Genomic DNA, 19,606 nt, shown 5'->3' on the forward strand with positions numbered 1-19,606 from the left:
CTCAAAAGGGCACCTACGGAGCAACCGATGCAGAAGATAAAGGAACACAGCCGTGTCATCAAGCACCTCCGTAGGATCTGCCGAGCGTCCGCTGCGCGTTGCCGTTGTAGGCTCGGGCCCGGCCGGCGTCTACGCCGCGGACATCCTCACCAAGAGCGAAGCCGTCAAGAGCGGCGGGCTGACCGTGAGCATCGACCTCTTTGACCGCTACCCGGCACCCTACGGCCTGATCCGCTACGGCGTGGCCCCGGACCACCCGCGCATCAAGGGCATCGTCAACGCCCTGCACAAGGTCCTGGACCGCGGCGACATCCGCTTCTTCGGCAACGTGGATTACGGCACGGACATCTCCATCGAGGACCTCCGCACGCACTATGACGCCGTCATCTTCGCCACCGGCGCCATCAAGGACGCGGACCTGAACATCCCGGGCATCGAGCTGGACGGCTCCTACGGCGGCGCGGACTTCGTCTCCTGGTACGACGGCCACCCCGACGTAGCCCGCGAATGGCCGCTGGACGCCAAGGAAATCGCCGTGATCGGCAACGGCAACGTGGCCCTGGACGTGGCCCGCATGCTCTCCAAGCACGCCGACGACCTGCTGGTCTCTGAAATCCCGGACAACGTCTACGCCGGCCTGAAGAACTCGCCGGTCACGGACGTGCACGTCTTCGGCCGCCGCGGCCCGGCCCAGGTCAAGTTCACGCCGCTGGAGCTCCGCGAGCTGTCCCACTCCAAGGACGTGGACATCATCCTTTACGCCGAGGACTTCGAGTTCGACGAGGAATCGGACCGCCAGATCCAGAGCAACAACCAGACCAAAACCATGGTGGGCACCCTCACGAACTGGATCGCCGAGCAGCCCGAGGACCTCTCCGAGCTGACCGCCTCCCGCCGCCTGCACCTGCACTTCCTGCACAGCCCGGTGGAAATTTACGACGACGCCGTGACGCCGGGCAAGGTTGCCGGCATGAGGTTCGAGCGCACCGAGCTGGACGGCACCGGCAACGCGCGCGGTACCGGCGAGTTCGTGGATTACCCCGTCCAGGCCGTCTACCGCTCGATCGGCTACTTCGGTTCGGCGCTGCCGGAGATCGAGTTCGACCACAAGAAGGGCGTGGTACCGAACGACGGCGGCCGCGTCCTGGATGCCGACGGCACCCACGTGCCGGGCATCTACGCCACCGGCTGGATCAAGCGCGGACCGGTGGGCCTCATCGGCCACACCAAGGGCGACGCCCTCGAGACCGTGACGTACCTGCTGGAAGACCGCGAAAACCTTCCGGTCGCCGCCGTTCCCGAAGCGGACGCCGTCGTCGAACTCCTCGACGCGCGTGGCGTGAAGTTCACCAGCTGGGAAGGCTGGCTGGCACTGGACGCGCACGAACTGGCGCTGGGTGCCGCGGCCACGGAGGCCGGCGGTTCGCACGGTGTTGAGGTCAAGCGTGAGCGCATCAAGGTGGTGCCGCGCGAGGACATGGTTGCCATCTCCCGCGACGGCGTAGCCGCGAACGTCTAGTTTCTGAATAAGCAAGCAGCGCGGGGCCACACCGGCCCCGCGCTGCTTCGTTTAACCGTCGACGGCGTCAGCAGGCGTCCGCTTCAGAGTTGAGGTCCCGCCCTCTGGTCTCGGGTGCAAAGTACCCGGAAATCCAGCCGATGGCGGCGTAGCTCATGAGTATGGCGGCAACCGGAAACCACCCGGGACCTGTGGCGGCCACCACCGCGGCCGCAATGATGGGGCCAAGCCCGCCGGAGAGCACTGATCCCACTTCCTTGACTGTGGTCATAAAGGAGAACCTGCGCTTGGAACCGAACATTTCCACCAGCCACGTGGACTCAACGCCGTACATATTGGGAATGGGGCCGCCGATGTAGATCACGAACACCAGCGCCACCAGTACGGGGTTCCGGGTTTCAATGAGGAGCATGGCCGGAATGGTGAACGCAAACTGGAACGCTGAGAGCCACAGCCATACTTTTCTGCGGCCGAACCTGTCCGTGAGCTTGCCTGTCAGCAGGACCGTGGCTATGCCCATAATTGAACCGAGCATAACGCCCGTGGTGACGACGTTGGCGTCCATCTTGACCACAGACACGGTCCATCCGATCAGGAAGCCCTTCACCAGGTACACCGAGCCGTTCTCACCCAGCTTGATGCCCAAAGACACGAGGAAGGGTTTCCGGGCATCCGCCACATCCCGCCACACGCCCTGCTGCTTCTCCTCCGCACGCAGCGCCGCCCTGCGTTCTTTGATTTTCTCGAAGACTGGGGATTCGCTGATGGAGCGCCGCAGGTACAGGGCCATCAGGGTAGTGACGATGCTCAGCAGGAACGGAATGCGCCAGCCCCAGCTCAGGAACTGGTCTTTGGGCAGTTGTGACAGTAGCAGCCACATGGAGCTGGCCAGCAGGACACCAGTGGCGGTCCCCATGGCCACCACAGCCCCGTAGAAGCCGCGGCGTCCGTTGGGTGCGGACTCCACCAATAGCAGCGAAGCGCCGGAGAGCTCCGCGCCCGCACCGAACCCCTGGATCAAGCGCAGCAACACCAACATGATCGGAGCCCCGACGCCGATCTGGGCGTACGTTGGCAACAGGCCCATGCCCAGGGTGGCCACTCCCATCATGGCCAGCGTGATGATCAGGACGAACTTCCGGCCGTACCTGTCACCCAGATAGCCAAAGTAAATGCCACCCAGGGGCCGGACCAGGAATCCTGAACCGTAGGCTGCAAAACTGGCCAGTAGCGCCATGGCCGGGTCCGCGTTCGGAAAGAACAGCGGCCCGAACACCAGGGCAGCCGCCAACGTGTAGAGCGTGAAATCCATGTACTCCAGCGCCGAGCCAAGCCACGAGGAGATGGACGTGCGGCGGAGTTCAGCCGGAGACACGTTCGGCTCCGGGACGGTGTTCCGCGGTGTTGAGGCCGCATTTCTTAACTGCAGGTTTTCTGTTGCCACGGATTATCTCCTTAGCGACGAGCCAGTTAGCGGGCTCTGCCGTAACGTCATTGTTCGGATGTTGCCGGGGCGAGAGGAAAATCCACCTCGCGGGCAGTAATGTCTTGCGGTCCTGCCGCCGGGTCAGCGCCTCAGCAGGGCAACAGTCTCCGCGATGCAGGCAGGTTTGGCCGAGCCTTCAAGGTCGATCTCATGCACGAAGACCAGCTGCCGCCCGTGTGCCGTGGCGGTTACGGATTTCAACGTGAGCCGGTCCCGGATGCGCGAATTGACCGTGGCCGGAGCCGGGAACCTGACTTTATTCAGCCCGTAATTGATCACCATCGCCGCGCCCTGGACCCTGTACACCTGGGCCGCAAGATAGGGAAGCATCGACAGGCTCAGGTACCCGTGTGCCACCGTGGCCCCGAAGGGTCCACTGGCTGCGCGCTCCGCATCAACATGTATCCACTGATGATCCAGCGTAGCGTCCGCAAACGCCTGGATCTGCTCCTGTTGCAGCTGGTGCCAGCCGCTCACCCCGAGCTCCTGGCCCACAGCATCCTCGAGCTCCGCGGCGTTCTCGAAAATCCTCATCTCATACCCTTTCCAGCAGCATGGCCACGCCCTGGCCAAGGCCCACGCACATCGTGGCCAGGCCCCGGGACGCACCTTCGCGTTCCATCCGGCCGAGTAGCGTGACCACGATCCGTGATCCGGAGGAACCCAGCGGATGCCCCAAAGCGATCGCGCCGCCGTCGTTATTTACAGTTCCCTCATCCAGCCCCAGCAGACGCATGCAGGCCAACGACTGGGAGGCAAAAGCCTCATTAAGTTCGACGGCGCCAATACCGTCAAGCGTCCACCCCGCCTTCGCCAGTGCTTTCCGCGTTGCCGGTACCGGCCCGATGCCCATCACTTCCGGGGCAACGCCTGCCACCTGGCTGGTGACGATCCTTGCCCGCGGCGTCAGCCCCCAGCGCTCTACAGCTTCGCCACTGGCCACCACAATGGCAGACGCGCCATCGTTGAGTGAACTCGAATTCCCGGCCGTCACAATGCCGCCCGGCTTCACAATCGGCCGGAGCGCCGAGAGCGCGTCCAGATCGGAACCGCGCCGCGGCCCCTCATCCGTATCAACCAGCGACGGCCCGCTCCGGTGGCCAGGCACGGGCACGGGCACAATCTCATCCCGGAACCGGCCGGCGTCGATCGCGGCGAGCGCCCGGTCATGCGAGCGCAACGCAAAGGCGTCCGCGTCCGCCCGAGAGACGGACTCCCGTTCCGCTACTTCCTCAGCTGTTTCCGGCATGGTCATGGTGGCGTTGGGCCGTTCCTTCATCCGGGGATTGACGAACCGTGCGCCGATGGAGGTATCCGCGAGTTCTCCCGGTTTGGCGAAGGCCTTGCTGGGTTTAGCCATCACCCAGGGTGCCCGGGTCATGGATTCCACACCTCCGGCGACCACGATGTCTGCGTCACCGTTGCGCACAGACTGGGCGGCCATGCTGATGGCGGTCAGTCCGGAGGCGCAGAGACGATTGACGGTGACTGCGGGGACCGCGTCCGGGAATCCGGCCAGCAGCACGGCCATCCGGGCGACGTTCCTGTTGTCCTCTCCTGCCTGATTCACACAACCGAGGATGACTTCGTCCACGCATGATGCATCCAATCCGGCCCTGGCGACGGCCGCCCGAAGCACCAGGGCGGCCAGATCGTCCGGCCGGACTCCGGCAAGGACGCCACCGTAGCGGCCGACAGGCGTGCGGGCGCCGCCGACGAGAAATGCTTCCGCCATCAGCGGGCACCGCCATTGATATAAAGCGTCTGCCCCGAAACGTAAGAGGAGTCGTCGCTGGCAAAAAAGGCGACGGCAGCCGCTATCTCCTCGGGCTGGCCGACGCGTCCCAGGGGAGTCCGGGCGGCCACTGCTTCCTGGTGCTCGGCCGGGCTGCTGCCAACGCGCTCCGCTGTTGCCGCGGTCATGGACGTGGCAACGTAGCCGGGGGCCACCGCGTTGACATTGATGTTGAACGGGCCCAGCTCAATGGCCAGCGTTGACGTGAGGCCCTGGATGCCGGCCTTGGCCGCGGCATAGTTGGCCTGTCCGCGGTTTCCCAGTGCGCTGCGGCTGCTCAGGCAAACGATTTTGCCGTATTTGGCCGGCACCATGTAACGCTGCGCGGCCCGGGAGCACAGGTAGGCGCTGGTCAGGTTCGTGGTGAGCACCGCCTCCCATTCGGGGAGGTTCATCTTGAAGAAGAGATTGTCGCGGGTGATGCCGGCGTTGTTCACCAGGATGTCCAGGCGGCCGAACTCGCTGTGGATTTCTTCGAAAACCCGATCAACGGCGGGTTCATCCGTTACGTCGCAGACGGCGGCAACGGCCTGGCCACCCGCTGTCACCACCTCGTGGTGGGCGGAAATCTGTTGCGCTGTTGCCTTGGCACCGTCCGCGTTGAGGTCAAGCACCACGACGGTTGCGCCCTCGGTGGCGAGTCTCAGTGCCGTGGCTGCGCCGATTCCCTGCGCGCCGCCGGTGACAATTGCCACCCTGTTGTTGAATCTGCTCATGGTTTTTCCTTTGTTTGCGTTTGGACCGGGTCTAGCTGAAAGCTGAGATTCCGGTGATTTCACGGCCAACCAGGAGGGACTGGATGGAATCGGTGCCCTCGTAGGTGGAGACCACTTCCATGTCCGTCATGTGCCGCGCTACGTGGTTTTCCAGCAGCACGCCGTTTCCGCCCAGCATGTCCCTCGCTTCCGAGCAGATCCACCGTGCCTTTTGTGCCGTGTGCATCTTGGCCAGCGAGGCCATCGGACCGGTCATGCGGCCGTCCTCGGCCAGCACCGCCAGCCTGTAGCAGATCAGCTGCATGGCGGTGAGCTCAGCGAGCATGTTGGCCAGTTTGTTCTGTACGAGCTGGAAACTGGCAATCGGCTTGCCGAACTGCTCGCGGGATTTTGAATACGCCACGGCCGCTTCGTATGCCGCAATGGCGTGACCGAGCGATTCCCAGGAGGCCCCGCTGCGTGTGGACGTCAGCACCCGAGTCACGTCCTTGAAGGAGTGGCATTCAGTGAGCCGGTTCTGCGCGGGCACCCTGACGTTTTCCAGGGTGATGTCCGGCTGCAGGATGGCGCGCTTGCCGATCTTGCCGGTGATCACCTCGGCGCTGTACCCCGCAGGGTACGTGCCGTCGTCGTTCCTTTCCATCACAAAAGCCTTGACCTTCGAGTCGGCCTCATCCCGGGCAAAAATAATCACGACGTCGGCCATGCTGGCGTTTCCGATCCAGCGTTTGCGCCCGGAGATGATGTAGCTGTCGCCCTCACGCCGGGCGCTCGTTTCCAGGGCCACCGAATCTGACCCATGGTCGGGCTCAGTCAGCGCGAAGGCGCCGATCTTTTCCAGCGCGGCCATTGCCGGGAGCCAGCGCTCCTTCTGTTCCTGGCTGCCCAGCATGTTGATGGTGCCCATGGCCAGGCCGGACTGGACGCCAAGGAAGGTGTTGACTGACCCGTCACCGCGTGAAATTTCGGTGGCCACCATGCCGGCGGCGAGCCGGCTCAGTCCTGGGCAGCCGAAGCCCTGGATGGTGGACCCGATGATTCCGAGCGCCGCGAGTTTGGGAATGAGTTCGAACGGGAACTCTGCCCTTTCCCAATAGCCATTGATAACAGGCAACAGATCCTTGTCCACGAAATTCCGGACCCTGCCCCTCAGCTCGCGCTCCTCGGCGGTGAGGAACTCGTCCATCAGGTAGAAATCCGTGCCGCTTTCGGCTTGGTCGGGTGTGATCACAGCTGCTCCATTGGATTGCGGGTGGAATGGTGGTGCACTTCCGGTTGGAAGTCTTCAAGCCAGCGCCGTTCTGGTTCCTCAAGCGGTCGTGGAGCTCCGGATTCCGGTGTGACCGAGACGAGTACCGTACGTCCGTCGACGGCCAGCAGGCCGTTTTGCCTGGCTTCGCAGTTGAGGGTGTAGGAAGACGAACCGATCCTGGTAACCCAAAGGTCCACGGTCAGGTCCTCGCCATGTGTCACGGGTCTGCGGTAGTTCAGCTCGAGCGCTGCCACCACTGTGGGGGCGCCCGCTGGCCATGGATGCCCGGGCATGCCCGATCGCCACCGAATCCTCGATTCCTCCAGGAGGGTGACAACGGCGGCATGGTTAACGTGGCCGTTGAGATCCTGGTCAGACCAGCGTGAGGAGACCGTCGTTCGGAACGGTTCAGGCATGGGTCGTGGCTTTCTGCGACTGGAGCCAGCCGCGAACCAGTTCCGAGCCGTTGTTCAGCTCCGGCGGCGCCAGCTCATAGTCAACGGGTGTGCGGGAGTACGCCACTGGATGCCGGACCGTTGGGATCCTGCGCGATCCCGTGCCCGCCAGAACCACGGGCTCCAGGCCGAGCCGCTCCGCAAATTCGATGCCGCCGCGGACGTCCTGAATGGGGGCACACGGCAGCCCTGCCTCGGAGAGCTTCGTGAACCACTGATCGGCAGACTGCGTGGCCAGCCGGCTGTGGAGCATGTCGCGGAGCTCGTCCCGGTTGGCATTGCGCTGCAGCGTCCTGGCGAACTTCGGGTCCTTGGCCACTTCCGGCATTGCCAACGCGGCACAGAGTCTCGCGAACTGGGCGTCATTGCCGGTGGCAATGATGATCATGCCGTCGCCAGTCTGCATGGATGCGTAGGGGTACATGCTGGGGTGTTCATTTCCCATCCGGGTTGGCACCACGCCGCCAGTGACGTAAGCCGCGGACTGGTTCACCATGCCGGAAAGGGCGGAGTTCAGGAGGTTAAGTTCCACCAGTTGGCCTTCGCCTGTCTGGTCCTTGTGGTGCAGGGCGCCCAAAATTCCGATCGCCGCGTGCAGGCCCGTGATGACGTCGAAGAGAGCCACTCCCGCACGAAATGGTTGCGTGTCCTGATCCCCGGTGAGGCTCATCATGCCCGAGGCTGCCTGAACCAGCAGATCGTAGCCCGGGATGTGGGCTCCGGCGCCAGTACCGAAGCCGGTAATCGAGGTGTAAATGATCTCCGGGTTCAGCTCCGCCGCTGTGGCATAGTCCAACCCAAGACGTTCCATATTGCCGGGCTTGAAGTTTTCAATCATGACATCCGAGGCCCGCACCAGATCCCGGGCAACCTCAAGGTCTTGGGGATCCTTCAGGTCAAGGGCTATGGAGTGCTTGTTGCGGTTTACGGACAGGAAGAAAGTGGCTTCACCATCGCGTACCGGTGGCATGTAAGTGCGCGTGTCATCACCGTCCGGGCCCTCGACTTTGATCACCGTGGCCCCCATGTCCGCCAGGAGCATGGTGGCGTACGGGCCTGCCAGCACGCGGCTGAAATCCGCAATAACGATCCCGCTGAGCGGACCGGAACCTGAGCGGCCGAAAACCTCATCAACTCCCCGGCTGCTGCGCGAGCCGCCAAGGTTTTCACCTTGGCGGCTCGTTGGGTCGGTGCTCGGCTGTTTCATCTGTCTCCTCCGGTGTGTGGTCTACGTCACCTACCCTTGCAAGACAATTGATGCAGGTCCAATACATTCTTGGTGTGAGATTGATACCTCAGAGTCATTACCGACGACGGCGGACTCTTCGGTACCTTAGGCATATGAACAACGTCGTTTTCTCGGACCGGAGCTAGTCAAGCAGTGGAATTACACCAAATCCGAGCCTTCCTGGCCGTCGCGGAGGAACTGCACTTTGGCCGCGCCGCAGCGAAACTGCACATGGCCCAGCCACCCCTGAGCCGCGCCATCCAGCGCCTGGAACACGAACTCAAGGCTGCGCTGTTTGTCCGCAGCACCCGGACCGTCCACTTGACCGCAGCAGGAGAAGCACTGCTGGCGCCTGCCCGGGACATCCTGGATGCCTGCCGGAGATCCGCCCTGGCAGTGGCATCCGTGGGAAAGGGTGAAACGGGGCGCGTGCGGGTGGCGTTCGCAGGAGTTTCCTCGCACGTTATGGTTGGCAAACTCGCCAAACGGGTCCGGGAGACGCATCCCGGCATCGACTTCGAGCTCTACAGTTCAAATTTCGCTTTGCCGGCCATGGACAAGGTGGTCGGTGGCGTCATGGAAGTTGGACTTGGCCGGTGGAACTTCATTCCTGCAGCCCTTGAGTCGCGCATCGTGGCCAATGAACGGCTGGTCATTGCCCTTCACGAGGGGCACCCGCTGAGCGGTCGCCCATCGCTGCTGATGTCTGACCTGGAGGGGCAGCCTTTTGTCACGCTGCCCCAGCACCCGGGAGCCATCCTGCATGACTTCCTGCACCGGCTCGCGAATGGCGCCGGCTTCGCTCCCTCAATAGTGCACATGGCCCCGGATTCCCAGACGCTGATGGCACTTGTGGGCGCAGAAATGGGAGTGGCGCTGACGGTTTCCTCAGTTCCGGATAATTTCCAGTACCCAGGGGTGGTGTTTCTGCCGCTGGATGACCCCGTAGAACCCATCCAGCTGAGGCTGGCCTGGCGTAAAGACAACAACAGCCCCGCACTGCGCGAAGTGCTCAGGCTCTCGGAAGAAGTGCTGCCGACACCCGGGATGTCACCCGATTCATGACTTCGCGGTATCAGCTGATGTCCCATTAAGTATTGGATCTGCAGTAATTCGGCTGGCACAGTGGTGATCACTCGCTGGCTACCCGGAGTCGACCGGGTTGCCGCCCCACCCCAGGAGAATTCTGTGACCACAGCTGCGACCGCAATGTTGAACGATGACGTCCTCAACCTGGACAGTTTGCTGACCACTGACGAGCTCGCACTGCGCAGCAAAGTCCGCGGTTTTGTGGCGGAGCGCATCAGACCCAACATCAACACCTGGTACGAGGACGCCCATTTTCCGCTGGACCTTGTACCTGAGCTGGGAGAGCTCGGCGTCCTGGGCATGCACCTGAAAGGGTACGGCTGTCCCGGCCGGACCGCCGTCGAATACGGCATCGCCGCGATGGAGCTGGAAGCCGGCGATTCCGGTCTGCGAACCTTCGTCAGCGTCCAGGGTTCCCTGGCCATGACCGCCATCCACAAGTGGGGATCCGAGGAACAGAAGAACGAACACCTACCGCCGATGGCGCGCGGTGAAGTGATTGGCTGCTTCGGACTTACCGAACCCACCGCGGGTTCGGATCCTTCGAGCATGGCTACCGAAGCCCGACCGGACGGTCACGGCGGATGGATCATCAACGGTGCAAAGCGCTGGATTGGTCTCGCGTCCGTGGCCCGGATTGCTGTCATCTGGGCTAATACCGAAGACGGGATCCGCGGGTTCATCGTACCCACGGACACTGCCGGGTTTACCGCCACCGCCATTGGATCGAAGCTTTCCATGCGGGCCTCGATCCAGTGCGACATCACGCTCGAAGATGTCCGGTTGCCGGGAACGGCAATACTGCCGGGAGCCAAGGGGCTCAGGGGGCCGTTTTCCTGTCTCAACGAGGCGCGCTACGGAATAATCTGGGGCGCCATGGGTGCGGCCCGCGATGCCTACGAAGTCGCATTGGGCTACTCGCAAGAGCGAATGCAGTTCGGCAAGCCCCTGGCCGGCCACCAACTTACGCAGGAGAAGCTGGTGAACATGCTGTTGGAGATCCAGAAGGGCACTTTGCTGGCCATCCACACCGGCCGGCTGAAAGATGCGGGAGCGCTGGAGCCGGTTCAGGTCTCCGTGGGGAAGTTGAACAACGTCCGCGAAGCCATTGCCATCTGCCGGGAGGCGCGGACCATTCTGGGTGGCAACGGCATCACCCTGGACTATTCACCGCTGCGGCACGCCAATAATCTCGAATCCGTCCGCACCTATGAGGGGACAGACGAAGTGCACACCCTGATTCTTGGAAACCACATCACGGGCGTGTCAGCGTTCCGCTAGCTGAATGCCCGGCGGCTGGTGCGACGCGCACATGGGCTGGCGACGCGCAAAAAAGTTGGCGACGCGCAAAAAAGTTGGCGACGCGCAAAAAAGTTGGCCACCCGATATTCCACGTGCGCCAGCCACTTTGCGCCTCGAAAATGGCTTTGCGCGTCGAAACTGGCCGACCGCGTCGACGGCCCGGATGCGGGAGGCGAACAGTTGGCTCACGGCTGACATGGCTTTCCTCTTCCTGGGTGGTTACATCCGGCCAAACCGGGCCCGGACCAGCGCGAACAGGCCGTAACAGATAAAGCCTGCCCCGATCGCCACGAGCAGGTACGGGCCGAACGGATGGTCGCGGAGTGCCTTCAGGCTGCCGTCCAGACCGGTGGATTCCTCGGGACTCTGCTTCCCGGCGGCGATAACAAACAGCAGGCCGGCCAGGTTCAGTGCAATTCCCTTGGCCACGTGCCCGGTGACGCCGAGGGCGTCGATGAGCTTGCCGCGGCGGGTGCCCTCGAAGTGGAAAAGCTCGTCCTTGAACCCTCGCCGCAGCCCCTTGACTACGAAGTAGACGCCCACGCCCATGGTGGTCAGGCCCACCGTCACCAGCAGGGGCAGTCCGAACGGTGCGTCCAGGAGGGCGGTGCTGAAATCCCGGGTGGTGTCGCCGGAGTCCCCGCGTAGGCCGACGGCGAATCCGGCGAAGCTGAACCCCACGCTTCCGTAGGCAACGGTCAGGCACCCTGACGAGATCAGTTTTCCCAAACGCTTCGCACTGGGCAGGTGTCGGGCGCGGAGGGTGGCCTCGCTCAGTTGCCACAACGCCAGGCCGGTGCACGCCACCACGCAAGACCACAGCACGGCCGGTCCCCACGGGTTGGCGCCCAGCTGCTCGATGGCCCCCGTGGAATCGGCCTGTCCCGGCTGGCCGAAGGCCAGGGCGATGGCAATCGCGCCAACAATGATGTGGAGCAGGGCCATCACGGCGAATCCGGAGCGCGCCACAACGTCCAGCGCCTTGGTGTCTGACGCGTCCTCGACGGCGTCCGCCGCCTCGCTGATGCCGGATTCCCCGTCTGCCATTGTTAGCTCTTCGTCGGTCGTTCGGCGTGCATTTCGCCAGCGCCGGGCCAGGTCATGTCCGTCTTTCCATGGCGACGATATTACGCGCAACCCAGCTGAACGTCGGGCTTTCGCAATATTACTAAGTGTGCTTACGATAACACGACCATGACTTCGATGGGACAAAGGCCAGTACAGACCGCACCAGCGGCATCTCGGAAGCAAATTCGACGTTAGGAAGCCACAACATGGCAGGAAATCTTATTGCCCGGTCCATTCACGATCTGAGCGCTGCGGCCTGGTTCGGCGGCGCGCTGATGGGAGCCATCGGTCTGAACGGGGCGACGGCGGAGGCCAAGGATCCGACGGAACGCACCCGTCTGTCCAGTGCGGGCTGGATGAAGTGGGCTCCGATCCAGACGGCGGCATTCGCCTCCCACCTGGTGGCCGACCTCGCCATCGCCTGGGAGAACAAGGGACGCATCGCCAAGCAGGACGGAGTTGCCCGCGACACGGCGATCAAGACGGCGGTGACGGTTGCCGGTGCCGCCGTGACGCTCTACGCCGGCATCCTTGGCAAAAAGGTGGAGAAGCTCGCGGACCAGGGCAGCGAGGGCGCCACCGAACCCAGGCCGGGAGCCTCGGACGAGTTGAAGTCAGCGCAGGAGCAGCTCAAGTTGCTGCAATGGGCCATTCCGGCGTTCGCCGCGGCCGTGATTATCCTTGGCGCCAAGCACGGCGAGATGCAGCGGCCCAAGAACGTGTTCCAGGGCCTCCGCCCCTAAGCGGTAGCAGCAGTACTAGGACGCGGCAACACTAGGACGCGGCAACGCCCGACGGCGGTTCGGCACCCAGGTGCCGGACCGTCGTGGGGCGCTGTTGTTGCGACGCGCAAAGCCGTTCGCGACGCGCAGGTTTCTTGGCGCACTCGATATTTCCAGCGCGTCAGGGAATAGGCGCGTCGATTTTGAAGATCCGGCTCAGGCGGGCTGGCTGTTGGGCGACGGGAGCTCCGGATTCATATCCTCAAGGTCCGGATCCTCAGCGGTCCACACTTGAATGACAGCCCAGATGACGGCCGCCATGGGGACGGACAGGACCGCCCCGATGATGCCCGCCAGAATGGTGCCGGCAGTCAGGGCCATCAGGATCACCAGCGCGTGGAGCTGAAGCGACTTGCCCATCACGACCGGCTGCAGCAGGTCACCCTCCAGCTGGTTCACGGCGATCACCACGGCCACGACAATCAGCGCCACCACCGGACCGTTGGCCACGAGGGCCACCAGGGCGGCCAGGATGCCGGCAACCGTGGCTCCCACCAGCGGGATGAAAGCGGTCATGAAGATGATAATGGCCAGCGGGAACGCCAGCGGAACCTGCAGGATCAGGAGCGCCGCGCCGATGGCCACGGCATCCACCAGGGCCACGACGGCGGTGCCGCGGACGTAGCCGCCCAGGACTTCGAGCGTGCGGCTGCCCACCCGGCGGAGTTTTGCTTCCCGCTGCCCGCTGAAGGGCCGCAGGAAGAAATTCCAGATTTTGGCGCCGTCCTTGAGGAAAAAGAACAGGATGACCACCATCAGGGCGCTCCCGGCCAGGAACTCCGTCACCACGGACAGCCCGGTGATGGCACCCGAGCGGACCTGGCTGCTGGTGGCAAACTGGATGATCCCCTCCCGTGCCTGGTTCAGCTGCTCCTGGTCGATCGGAACCGGACCGGTGAGCAGGAACTGCTCCAGCTCGTCCAGTCCAGAGGAGGCCTGCTGCGCCAGCTCGGCCCACTGGCTCCGGACGGAGAAGTAGATGACCGTACCAACGCCTGCCAGCAAGAGCAGGAGCGCCACAAACGCCAGTCCCGTGGCCGCGGCGCCCGGCAGGCCGCGGCGGCGGAGCAAGTTGACGAACGGGCCGATGGCCGCGGCAAGGATCAGGGCGATCAGGACTGGGATGACCAGAAGCTTGATCTGCATCAGGGCGTACACAGAGACCACGGCCACTGCCAGGATCAGCAGGACCTGGGCCGAACGGATCCCCACTCTTCCCAGGCCATCGGCCCACAGCGCGCCGGGCGGTTTCCACTCCCGCGGCTTCGCCGGCGTCACTTCACCCGGCGTCACTTCACCCGGGGTCTCTTCGTTCAGGGCCTGGTGGGTTGCTCGTGACATGGAAACTCCTGGTCATCGGCGGGCACCCAGGATGCGGGCGGCACCCGGGGCGTAACTACCTGCGTCAGGTAGTAAGCCTACTGATGTGGCTGCACCTGCGGGGAAACCCCACCTCTGCGCGCCCCTGAAAGTAGGTAGCAGTAGATGTCGTTATGAGCGCTCATAACGACACCTACTGCGACCTAGTGGTGTGTCTCCAAAATAGTTTATGAGTGTTCCGTTAAAGTGGGGGTATGTCGAATCCAGCTCCTGCTTTGGTGGTCTCAGAGGGTCAGCGTGCCGCGTTGGAGGTGCTGTCGAAATCGCACACAGCGTCTCATCGTGAGGTGCAGCGGGCACAGGTCTTGTTGATGGCCGCGGAGGGGTTGGCTAATGAGTCGATCGCGAAGGTCGCGGGAACGAGCCCGGGGACGGTGAGATCGTGGCGGGCCCGGTTCGAGGAAGAGGGCCTGGCGAAACTGGGGAAGGTTCGTTCCGGTCGGGGCCGCAAACCTGTGATTCCACAGTCAACGATCGATGAGATCGTTGACTTGACGCGGAACTCGAAGCCGGAGGGGCATACGCACTGGTCGGTACGGACGATGGCCGCGAAGGTCGGGGTGTCTCCGGCGCAGGTGCAGCGGATCTGGTCGGCCCGCGGGCTGAAGCCGCACCGTGTCGAAGCGTTCAAGCTTTCCACCGATCCACGGTTCGAGGAGAAACTCATCGACGTGGTGGGACTGTATCTGAATCCACCGGAGCAGGCGATTGTCTAGTGCATGGATGAAAAGTCCTCCATTCAGGCCCTGGACCGCACCCAGCCGTCGCTGCCTATGAAGAAGGGCCGGGGCGAAACGATGACCCATGACTACAAGCGGAACGGCACGACGACGTTGTTCGCGGCCCTGGACGTCGCCAGCGGAAGGGTCATCGGTTCCTGTCTGCCCAAGCACCGGCACACCGAGTTCCTGACATTCCTGAAAACCCTCGAGAAGGAAGTCCCGGACGGACTGGCCGTGCACCTTATCCTCGACAATTACGCAACACACAAACATGCCAACGTCAGGACCTGGCTGGAAAAACATCCAAGGTTCCACCTGCACTTCACACCCACGTCCTCGTCCTGGCTGAACCTGGTCGAGCGGTGGTTCAGGGAACTGACGGACAAGGCCTTGCGGCGCGGCGCTTTCCACTCAGTCCCGGACCTCATCACGGCGATCGAGGACTACCTTGCCGCCCACAACGACGAGCCCAAACCCTTGGTATGGACAGCCACCGCCGAGAGCATCCTCGAAAAAGTCGCTCGTGGCCGAGTCGCACTCCAAGCCGTCAAGCAAAACTGAGACACACCACTAGCACGTCGGAGATGAGGCCTTGGCTGCTTTACGGCGATCCAACTGCCGGCTCTTGGCTGTAGAAACCCGGGTGGTGCGTCATATCCTGAGCGACTTGAGGTACTTCTTCAGGAGAAGGACAGGCCGAGGATGGTGCCGGTGGCCTGGTAGGGGCAGGCCCCGCCTTGCTCCTCAATGGTGCGGGTCTGCAGGATCAGGTCGGTGAGCCGCGGCAGGCTCGTTGTCTCGGTCATGGTGTCCTCCGGTTTGCGGGCAGCAGTTCCGCCCTGTCCCGGATCATGTGTGTGGATCCCCAGCGGGGCCTCTTCAGGGGCGCTGGTCAGAACTTCCGGCAGGATACTGCCGGAATGCTCGAAACAGGTGCCGCCTGGGCACCTCAGAAGAACAGGCCGGAATCATCCTTTCGATTCGGGACGGAGACATCGGACGGATCAAGTCGTCGAATTTTTCTTTCGTATCCAGAGCCACACGCCCGTACCGAGTAGCACGGCGACAACAATAGCTCCGGCGCCCAGCATGGTGGGGTCCACCGGCGCGGTTGCGGACGCCGCCTCGGCGTCAGCATTGACCGTCCCAGGCTCCGTGGTTTCGATCACGGATGGCGTCGGAGTCGCGCTCGGGTTGGCTGTCGCGGACGAAAGGGAAGCAATCGGGGTCACGGTGGCCCCATCGGTTGTCACCCGCGGTGGCCGGGCCAACCGCGGGAGCTTCAGCGGCCGGCTCAACAACTGCGGGCACCGGGTCATTCGACGGGACGTACTGATGGACCGGGGCGACCGGCACGACAGCTGGTGCGGGCGCCGGAGCCTTGACTGGGGCCGGCTGCTGGGCCGGAGGGACGTAAGGTGCCGCCGGAGCGGGTGCCTGGGGCAGAGGAGGACTGGGCGACCTACCTTTGCAATGGCACAAAAAATGGGAGGTCCCCTGCAACAGCAGGGGACCTCCCCTTCATACGGCTTTGCCTGACACCCCCGGCGGGCCAGGCAGAGCCTTTCGTGCAACCTTGCCTGACACCCCCGGCGGGCCAGGCAAAGCCTTTCGTGCAACCTTGCCTGACCCCCAGCGGGCCAGGCAAAGCAGTTCTTGCCCCGCGTCAGCGCCGCAGGCTGTCCAAGAGCCGGGCAACGTCGTCGACGTCGTCCGGCAGAGGTTCGACGTCGATCCTGACGGTCGCTGATGGGATCTCGGCCTCCAGCAAGCTGTTCAGTTCCGATGCGCACCTGTTGATGCGTCCGAACGCATCCTGCGTCCTTTCACACAGAATGATGACGGCGTCGGAGGTCCGGCTCAGAACCGTCCCGCTGCGGGCAAAGTTGTCAGCGCAGATGCGACCGATCGTGGCCTCCAGCTCCCAGCGGCGCCCCGACCCCTGGTGTATGGGGTGCCTAAGCACCGCCACCAGAAAGCCCCGGCCAACGTCGTCGTGCGCGCCATAGAGCTCGTAAAGCCGGTTCCGGAAATGCGGCCACGTGGAAAGGCCGTTGGCTGGATCCGTGCAGGAGATCGCCACGCTCAGCAGCGAGGAGGCGTCCACCCACGCTTCGGCGAAGCCGGCCGTCACCCACAGGGGCGTCGGCAGATCGAACGCAGAAAACAAGGCGCCGACGTCGGCCAGTGCCTCAGCGATGCCCACGCCATCGTATGCCCGGGCAGCCGCGAGCTTCCTGATGGCCTCCATGGCCATCGGGTCGCCGGTCCTGAATCCCGTGCCTGCGGGACCCAGGCTGAAGACCCTGCCCGCAGGGTGGCCGCCGGAATGGTCTCTGGATGCAGCCGCAGTTTTGGAGTCAAAAGCGCCGCGGGCAAAGGCGGTGGCGAGTGCTTGGGTGTCGGGGCAGAGCCAGTCTGCCTCCACACGCCAAGCGGCAGCCATGGTGCGGCGCCGCCAGCGCGCAAGGACGTCCATGGCATCTATTGGCCTGGTGCCGGCCGCGGGCTGAAGTATGGTCACACCAGTTAAGAGCGGCTTGCCCAGCAGTCGTGACGCGACTTTCTCAAGATTCCCGAAATTACCGTCCGAACCCCTAATTGCCGCCGTAAACTGGGGGTCCTTCACTGTCCCACGGGGGGATAGACAGCCTGTCAGGAAGACTTATGCTCAGCGAAGCCACATCCAGTGCGGAATCTGCCGAGCCTAGCGACGCGGAGCTCATCGCCAAGGTCCGGGCCGGGGAGAGCGATGCCTATGGTGAGCTTTTCGGACGCCACCACGGCGCCGCCGTCGGCCTTGCCCACCGCTACGCCCGCAATGCTTCCGACGCCGAAGATCTCGCCGCTGAGGGCTTCGCAAACGTCCTGGCAGCGCTGCAGTCCGGGTCCGGACCCGACGCCTTTTTCCGGGCCTATCTCCTTTCCTCGATTGCTCGGCTCGCTGCCCGCAAGAACATCGGTGACGGCCGGCAGAGCCTCAGCGATGACATGACCGCCTACGAGACTCACACCGGCTACACCGACCCCGTACTGCAGTCCTTCGAGTCGAAAACCGTGGCAGACTCCTTCCGCTCCCTGCCGGAACGCTGGCAGGCCGTGCTCTGGTACACAGAAATTGACGCCATGACCCCTGCGGCTGTTGCCCCCTTGCTGGGACTCTCCGCTAATGGCGTGTCCGCGCTCGCCGTCCGCGCACGCGAAGGCCTGCGTCAGGCCTATCTTCAGCACCACATCACCGCCACGGTGGACGACCCCGGTTGCGCCGCCATCACAGACAAGCTCGGTGCCTACGCACGGACCGGCCTGAGCCCCCGGAACGAAACAAAGGTCCGCGAGCACCTGGAGGACTGCAACAAATGCCTGGGGTTGTTCCTCCAGGTGCAGGATGTCGGCGCCGGAATGAGGGGAATTATCTTCCCGCTTGCCGCAGGCCTGGCATTCCCTGCTGCTGCCAAAATCGCAGCAGGAGGAATCTTCGGCGGCACTGTCCTGGGTATCCAGCAGGGTGCTTCCCGCAGCTGGGAGTGGATTCGCCAGAACGCTCTGCTGAGTGCCAGCGCCGCATCAGTTGCCGCCATCGCTGTCGTGATGGCGGTGGTGGGCGGTCAAATTGGCGGGGTCAACGCTGGCGGTGGAGGTCTGGCCGTTCCGGGTTCGCAAACGCCGGGAGACAGCAGATCAACGGATGCGGCCGATGGCTCCGGCCCGGGAGGAACTTCGCAGGCGGACGGATCATCGACCGACGGCACCTCGGATGCTGAGAGCGAAAACGGCGGCGCCGACGGTGATAATGCCGGGCCCGGTAGCGGAACAGAGGACGCAACCGCTGACGACGCAACTGCTCACGGCGCAACAGCCGACGACTCGGCAACGGCAGAAAATCCCTCCGGGGCAGCACCGGCTCCAGTGGGAGTATCACTGCCGGACTCAACAGGAACGACCAGCGGTTCCCCTGGGCAGCCCCCCGCGGGCGAGCCGGCCCCGCAGCAGCCAGCACCGGCTCCTCCGGTACAGGCCCCTGCTCCTGCTCCCGCTCCCGCTCCCGCTCCGGCGCCGGCTTCGGCGCCGGCCCCGGCGCCGGCCCCGGCGCCGGCCCCGGCGCCGGCCCCGGCCCCGACCCCGACCCCGACCCCCGAGTCTCCTCCTGCCCCAGCCCCGGTGCCTCCTTCTGACTCAGCTCCGGTCCCGGGGCCGCCTCCTGCCCCGGTGCCCGCTCCTGCTCCGGCCCCGGTGCCGCCTCCTGCGCCGGCCCAACCAACCCTGTTCAGCGCCACCGCCTCCGTCAGTCGTGGCGGAGAGGAGCAGTTCATGGATGTTATTGTCATCTCTCTCGCGCCCGTGACAGGCGGAACGGTTCCCACAGATGTGACAGTGGCACTGCAATACCACGGCTCCAAAATCCAGCCGACCGGCGCCGGTTCGGCTGGATGGCAATGTTCGGTCTTCGGCCGTCGGGTCAGCTGCTCATTACCAGCGGCCACTGCAGGGACCCTCCCGCCCCTTGTGGTTACCGGCGAGAGTCGATCGGCCGAGCGTCCCGACATTGACCTCAGCATCGGCGGAACGCTGGTGGTGCCCACCTCCGGCCGGTATTAGCCTCCAGCCACCCCGCCGTCTCACGATCCGGGACAAATGTGGCCGCTACGTCCATGCCCTCGGCGGGTGCAGTCGGCTCCGGGAACGGAAGGGAGCGGTCGGTGCGGTAGTTGGGGGCCATAGCTAGTCCTGATTCCTTGGTGCGATGAGCTGTTTGCGTGAGCCCTCCCTTGCGCGGGTCCCTGTGGAGCTGATCGGAGGTGTCCGCGAGGG

At 64.0% G+C, this 19,606-nt stretch carries 17 protein-coding genes and 1 pseudogene; 6 read left to right on the forward strand and 12 right to left on the reverse strand.

The window, feature by feature from the left end; all coding sequences use genetic code 11:
* Positions 1 to 52: 52 nt before the first annotated feature.
* A complete protein-coding gene (locus CXR02_RS09635; protein WP_104061788.1) occupies positions 53 to 1,519 on the forward strand; it encodes an FAD-dependent oxidoreductase in 1,467 nt (488 codons plus the stop codon).
* 67 nt (positions 1,520 to 1,586) lie between these two features.
* Here CXR02_RS09635 and CXR02_RS09640 read toward each other — a convergent pair whose 3' ends face one another.
* The 7 genes from CXR02_RS09640 to CXR02_RS09670 all read right to left on the reverse strand — a co-directional run bounded on the left by CXR02_RS09640 (position 1,587) and on the right by CXR02_RS09670 (position 8,430).
* Positions 1,587 to 2,963, reverse strand: a complete 1,377-nt coding sequence (locus tag CXR02_RS09640; protein WP_104061789.1) for an MFS transporter — start codon at positions 2,961 to 2,963, stop codon at positions 1,587 to 1,589.
* A 123-nt stretch (positions 2,964 to 3,086) separates the two neighbouring features.
* On the reverse strand, positions 3,087 to 3,539 hold the full coding sequence (locus CXR02_RS09645) for a MaoC family dehydratase (protein WP_104061790.1): 453 nt from the start codon (positions 3,537 to 3,539) through the stop codon (positions 3,087 to 3,089).
* Between the two features lies 1 nt (position 3,540).
* Positions 3,541 to 4,740, reverse strand: a complete 1,200-nt coding sequence (locus CXR02_RS09650) for an acetyl-CoA C-acyltransferase (RefSeq protein ID WP_104061791.1) — start codon at positions 4,738 to 4,740, stop codon at positions 3,541 to 3,543.
* Complete coding sequence (gene fabG / locus CXR02_RS09655) at positions 4,740 to 5,516, reverse strand: 3-oxoacyl-ACP reductase FabG (protein ID WP_104061792.1); 777 nt, start codon at positions 5,514 to 5,516, stop codon at positions 4,740 to 4,742. The genes CXR02_RS09650 and fabG overlap by 1 nt, the downstream gene beginning before the upstream one ends.
* Positions 5,517 to 5,547: 31 nt before the next feature.
* Positions 5,548 to 6,702: an acyl-CoA dehydrogenase family protein gene (locus CXR02_RS09660; RefSeq protein WP_104061927.1), complete on the reverse strand. Its 1,155-nt coding sequence runs from the start codon at positions 6,700 to 6,702 to the stop codon at positions 5,548 to 5,550.
* Positions 6,703 to 6,743: 41 nt separating this feature from the next.
* Complete coding sequence (locus CXR02_RS09665) at positions 6,744 to 7,184, reverse strand: thioesterase family protein (RefSeq protein ID WP_104061793.1); 441 nt, start codon at positions 7,182 to 7,184, stop codon at positions 6,744 to 6,746.
* Complete coding sequence (locus CXR02_RS09670; RefSeq protein ID WP_104061794.1) at positions 7,177 to 8,430, reverse strand: CaiB/BaiF CoA-transferase family protein; 1,254 nt, start codon at positions 8,428 to 8,430, stop codon at positions 7,177 to 7,179. The genes CXR02_RS09665 and CXR02_RS09670 overlap by 8 nt, the downstream gene beginning before the upstream one ends.
* A 174-nt stretch (positions 8,431 to 8,604) precedes the next feature.
* Here CXR02_RS09670 and CXR02_RS09675 point away from each other — a divergent pair, with 174 nt between their 5' ends.
* Both CXR02_RS09675 and CXR02_RS09680 read left to right on the forward strand, forming a co-directional pair.
* The gene (locus CXR02_RS09675) at positions 8,605 to 9,516 is read left to right on the forward strand and encodes a LysR substrate-binding domain-containing protein (RefSeq protein WP_104061795.1); all 912 of its coding nucleotides are present in this window, start codon (positions 8,605 to 8,607) and stop codon (positions 9,514 to 9,516) included.
* Between the two features lie 144 nt (positions 9,517 to 9,660).
* A complete protein-coding gene (locus CXR02_RS09680; RefSeq protein ID WP_104061796.1) occupies positions 9,661 to 10,821 on the forward strand; it encodes an acyl-CoA dehydrogenase family protein in 1,161 nt (386 codons plus the stop codon).
* 240 nt (positions 10,822 to 11,061) lie between these two features.
* Here the strand turns inward: CXR02_RS09680 and CXR02_RS09685 are convergent, their stop codons facing one another.
* The gene (locus CXR02_RS09685) at positions 11,062 to 11,889 is read right to left on the reverse strand and encodes a DUF1206 domain-containing protein (RefSeq protein WP_104061797.1); all 828 of its coding nucleotides are present in this window, start codon (positions 11,887 to 11,889) and stop codon (positions 11,062 to 11,064) included.
* Between the two features lie 227 nt (positions 11,890 to 12,116).
* Here CXR02_RS09685 and CXR02_RS09690 point away from each other — a divergent pair, with 227 nt between their 5' ends.
* Positions 12,117 to 12,653, forward strand: coding sequence for a hypothetical protein (locus tag CXR02_RS09690; protein ID WP_104061798.1), 537 nt, complete (start codon positions 12,117 to 12,119; stop codon positions 12,651 to 12,653).
* A gap of 195 nt (positions 12,654 to 12,848) precedes the next feature.
* Here CXR02_RS09690 and CXR02_RS09695 read toward each other — a convergent pair whose 3' ends face one another.
* A complete protein-coding gene (locus tag CXR02_RS09695) occupies positions 12,849 to 14,033 on the reverse strand; it encodes an AI-2E family transporter (RefSeq protein WP_104061799.1) in 1,185 nt (394 codons plus the stop codon).
* A 233-nt stretch (positions 14,034 to 14,266) separates the two neighbouring features.
* On the opposite strand from CXR02_RS09695, the pseudogene CXR02_RS09700 reads away from it, so the two are divergent.
* Positions 14,267 to 15,355 (forward strand): annotated as a pseudogene (locus CXR02_RS09700) (IS630 family transposase).
* Positions 15,356 to 15,474: 119 nt separating this feature from the next.
* Here the strand turns inward: CXR02_RS09700 and CXR02_RS22875 are convergent.
* The 3 genes from CXR02_RS22875 to CXR02_RS09710 form a co-directional block, all read right to left on the reverse strand.
* Positions 15,475 to 15,600: a hypothetical protein gene (locus CXR02_RS22875; RefSeq protein ID WP_258060897.1), complete on the reverse strand. Its 126-nt coding sequence runs from the start codon at positions 15,598 to 15,600 to the stop codon at positions 15,475 to 15,477.
* 198 nt (positions 15,601 to 15,798) lie between these two features.
* The gene (locus tag CXR02_RS22125) at positions 15,799 to 16,026 is read right to left on the reverse strand and encodes a hypothetical protein (protein WP_146072502.1); all 228 of its coding nucleotides are present in this window, start codon (positions 16,024 to 16,026) and stop codon (positions 15,799 to 15,801) included.
* Between the two features lie 434 nt (positions 16,027 to 16,460).
* Positions 16,461 to 17,318, reverse strand: a complete 858-nt coding sequence (locus CXR02_RS09710; RefSeq protein WP_146072503.1) for a hypothetical protein — start codon at positions 17,316 to 17,318, stop codon at positions 16,461 to 16,463.
* 143 nt (positions 17,319 to 17,461) lie between these two features.
* Between CXR02_RS09710 and CXR02_RS09715 the strand changes: the two genes are divergently transcribed.
* Complete coding sequence (locus CXR02_RS09715; protein WP_104061802.1) at positions 17,462 to 19,393, forward strand: sigma-70 family RNA polymerase sigma factor; 1,932 nt, start codon at positions 17,462 to 17,464, stop codon at positions 19,391 to 19,393.
* Positions 19,394 to 19,606 lie beyond the last annotated feature (213 nt).

Origin of the sequence: Arthrobacter sp. 4R501, from assembly GCF_002929755.1 — a bacterium.
In the GTDB taxonomy this organism is placed as follows: Bacteria; Actinomycetota; Actinomycetes; order Actinomycetales; family Micrococcaceae; genus Arthrobacter.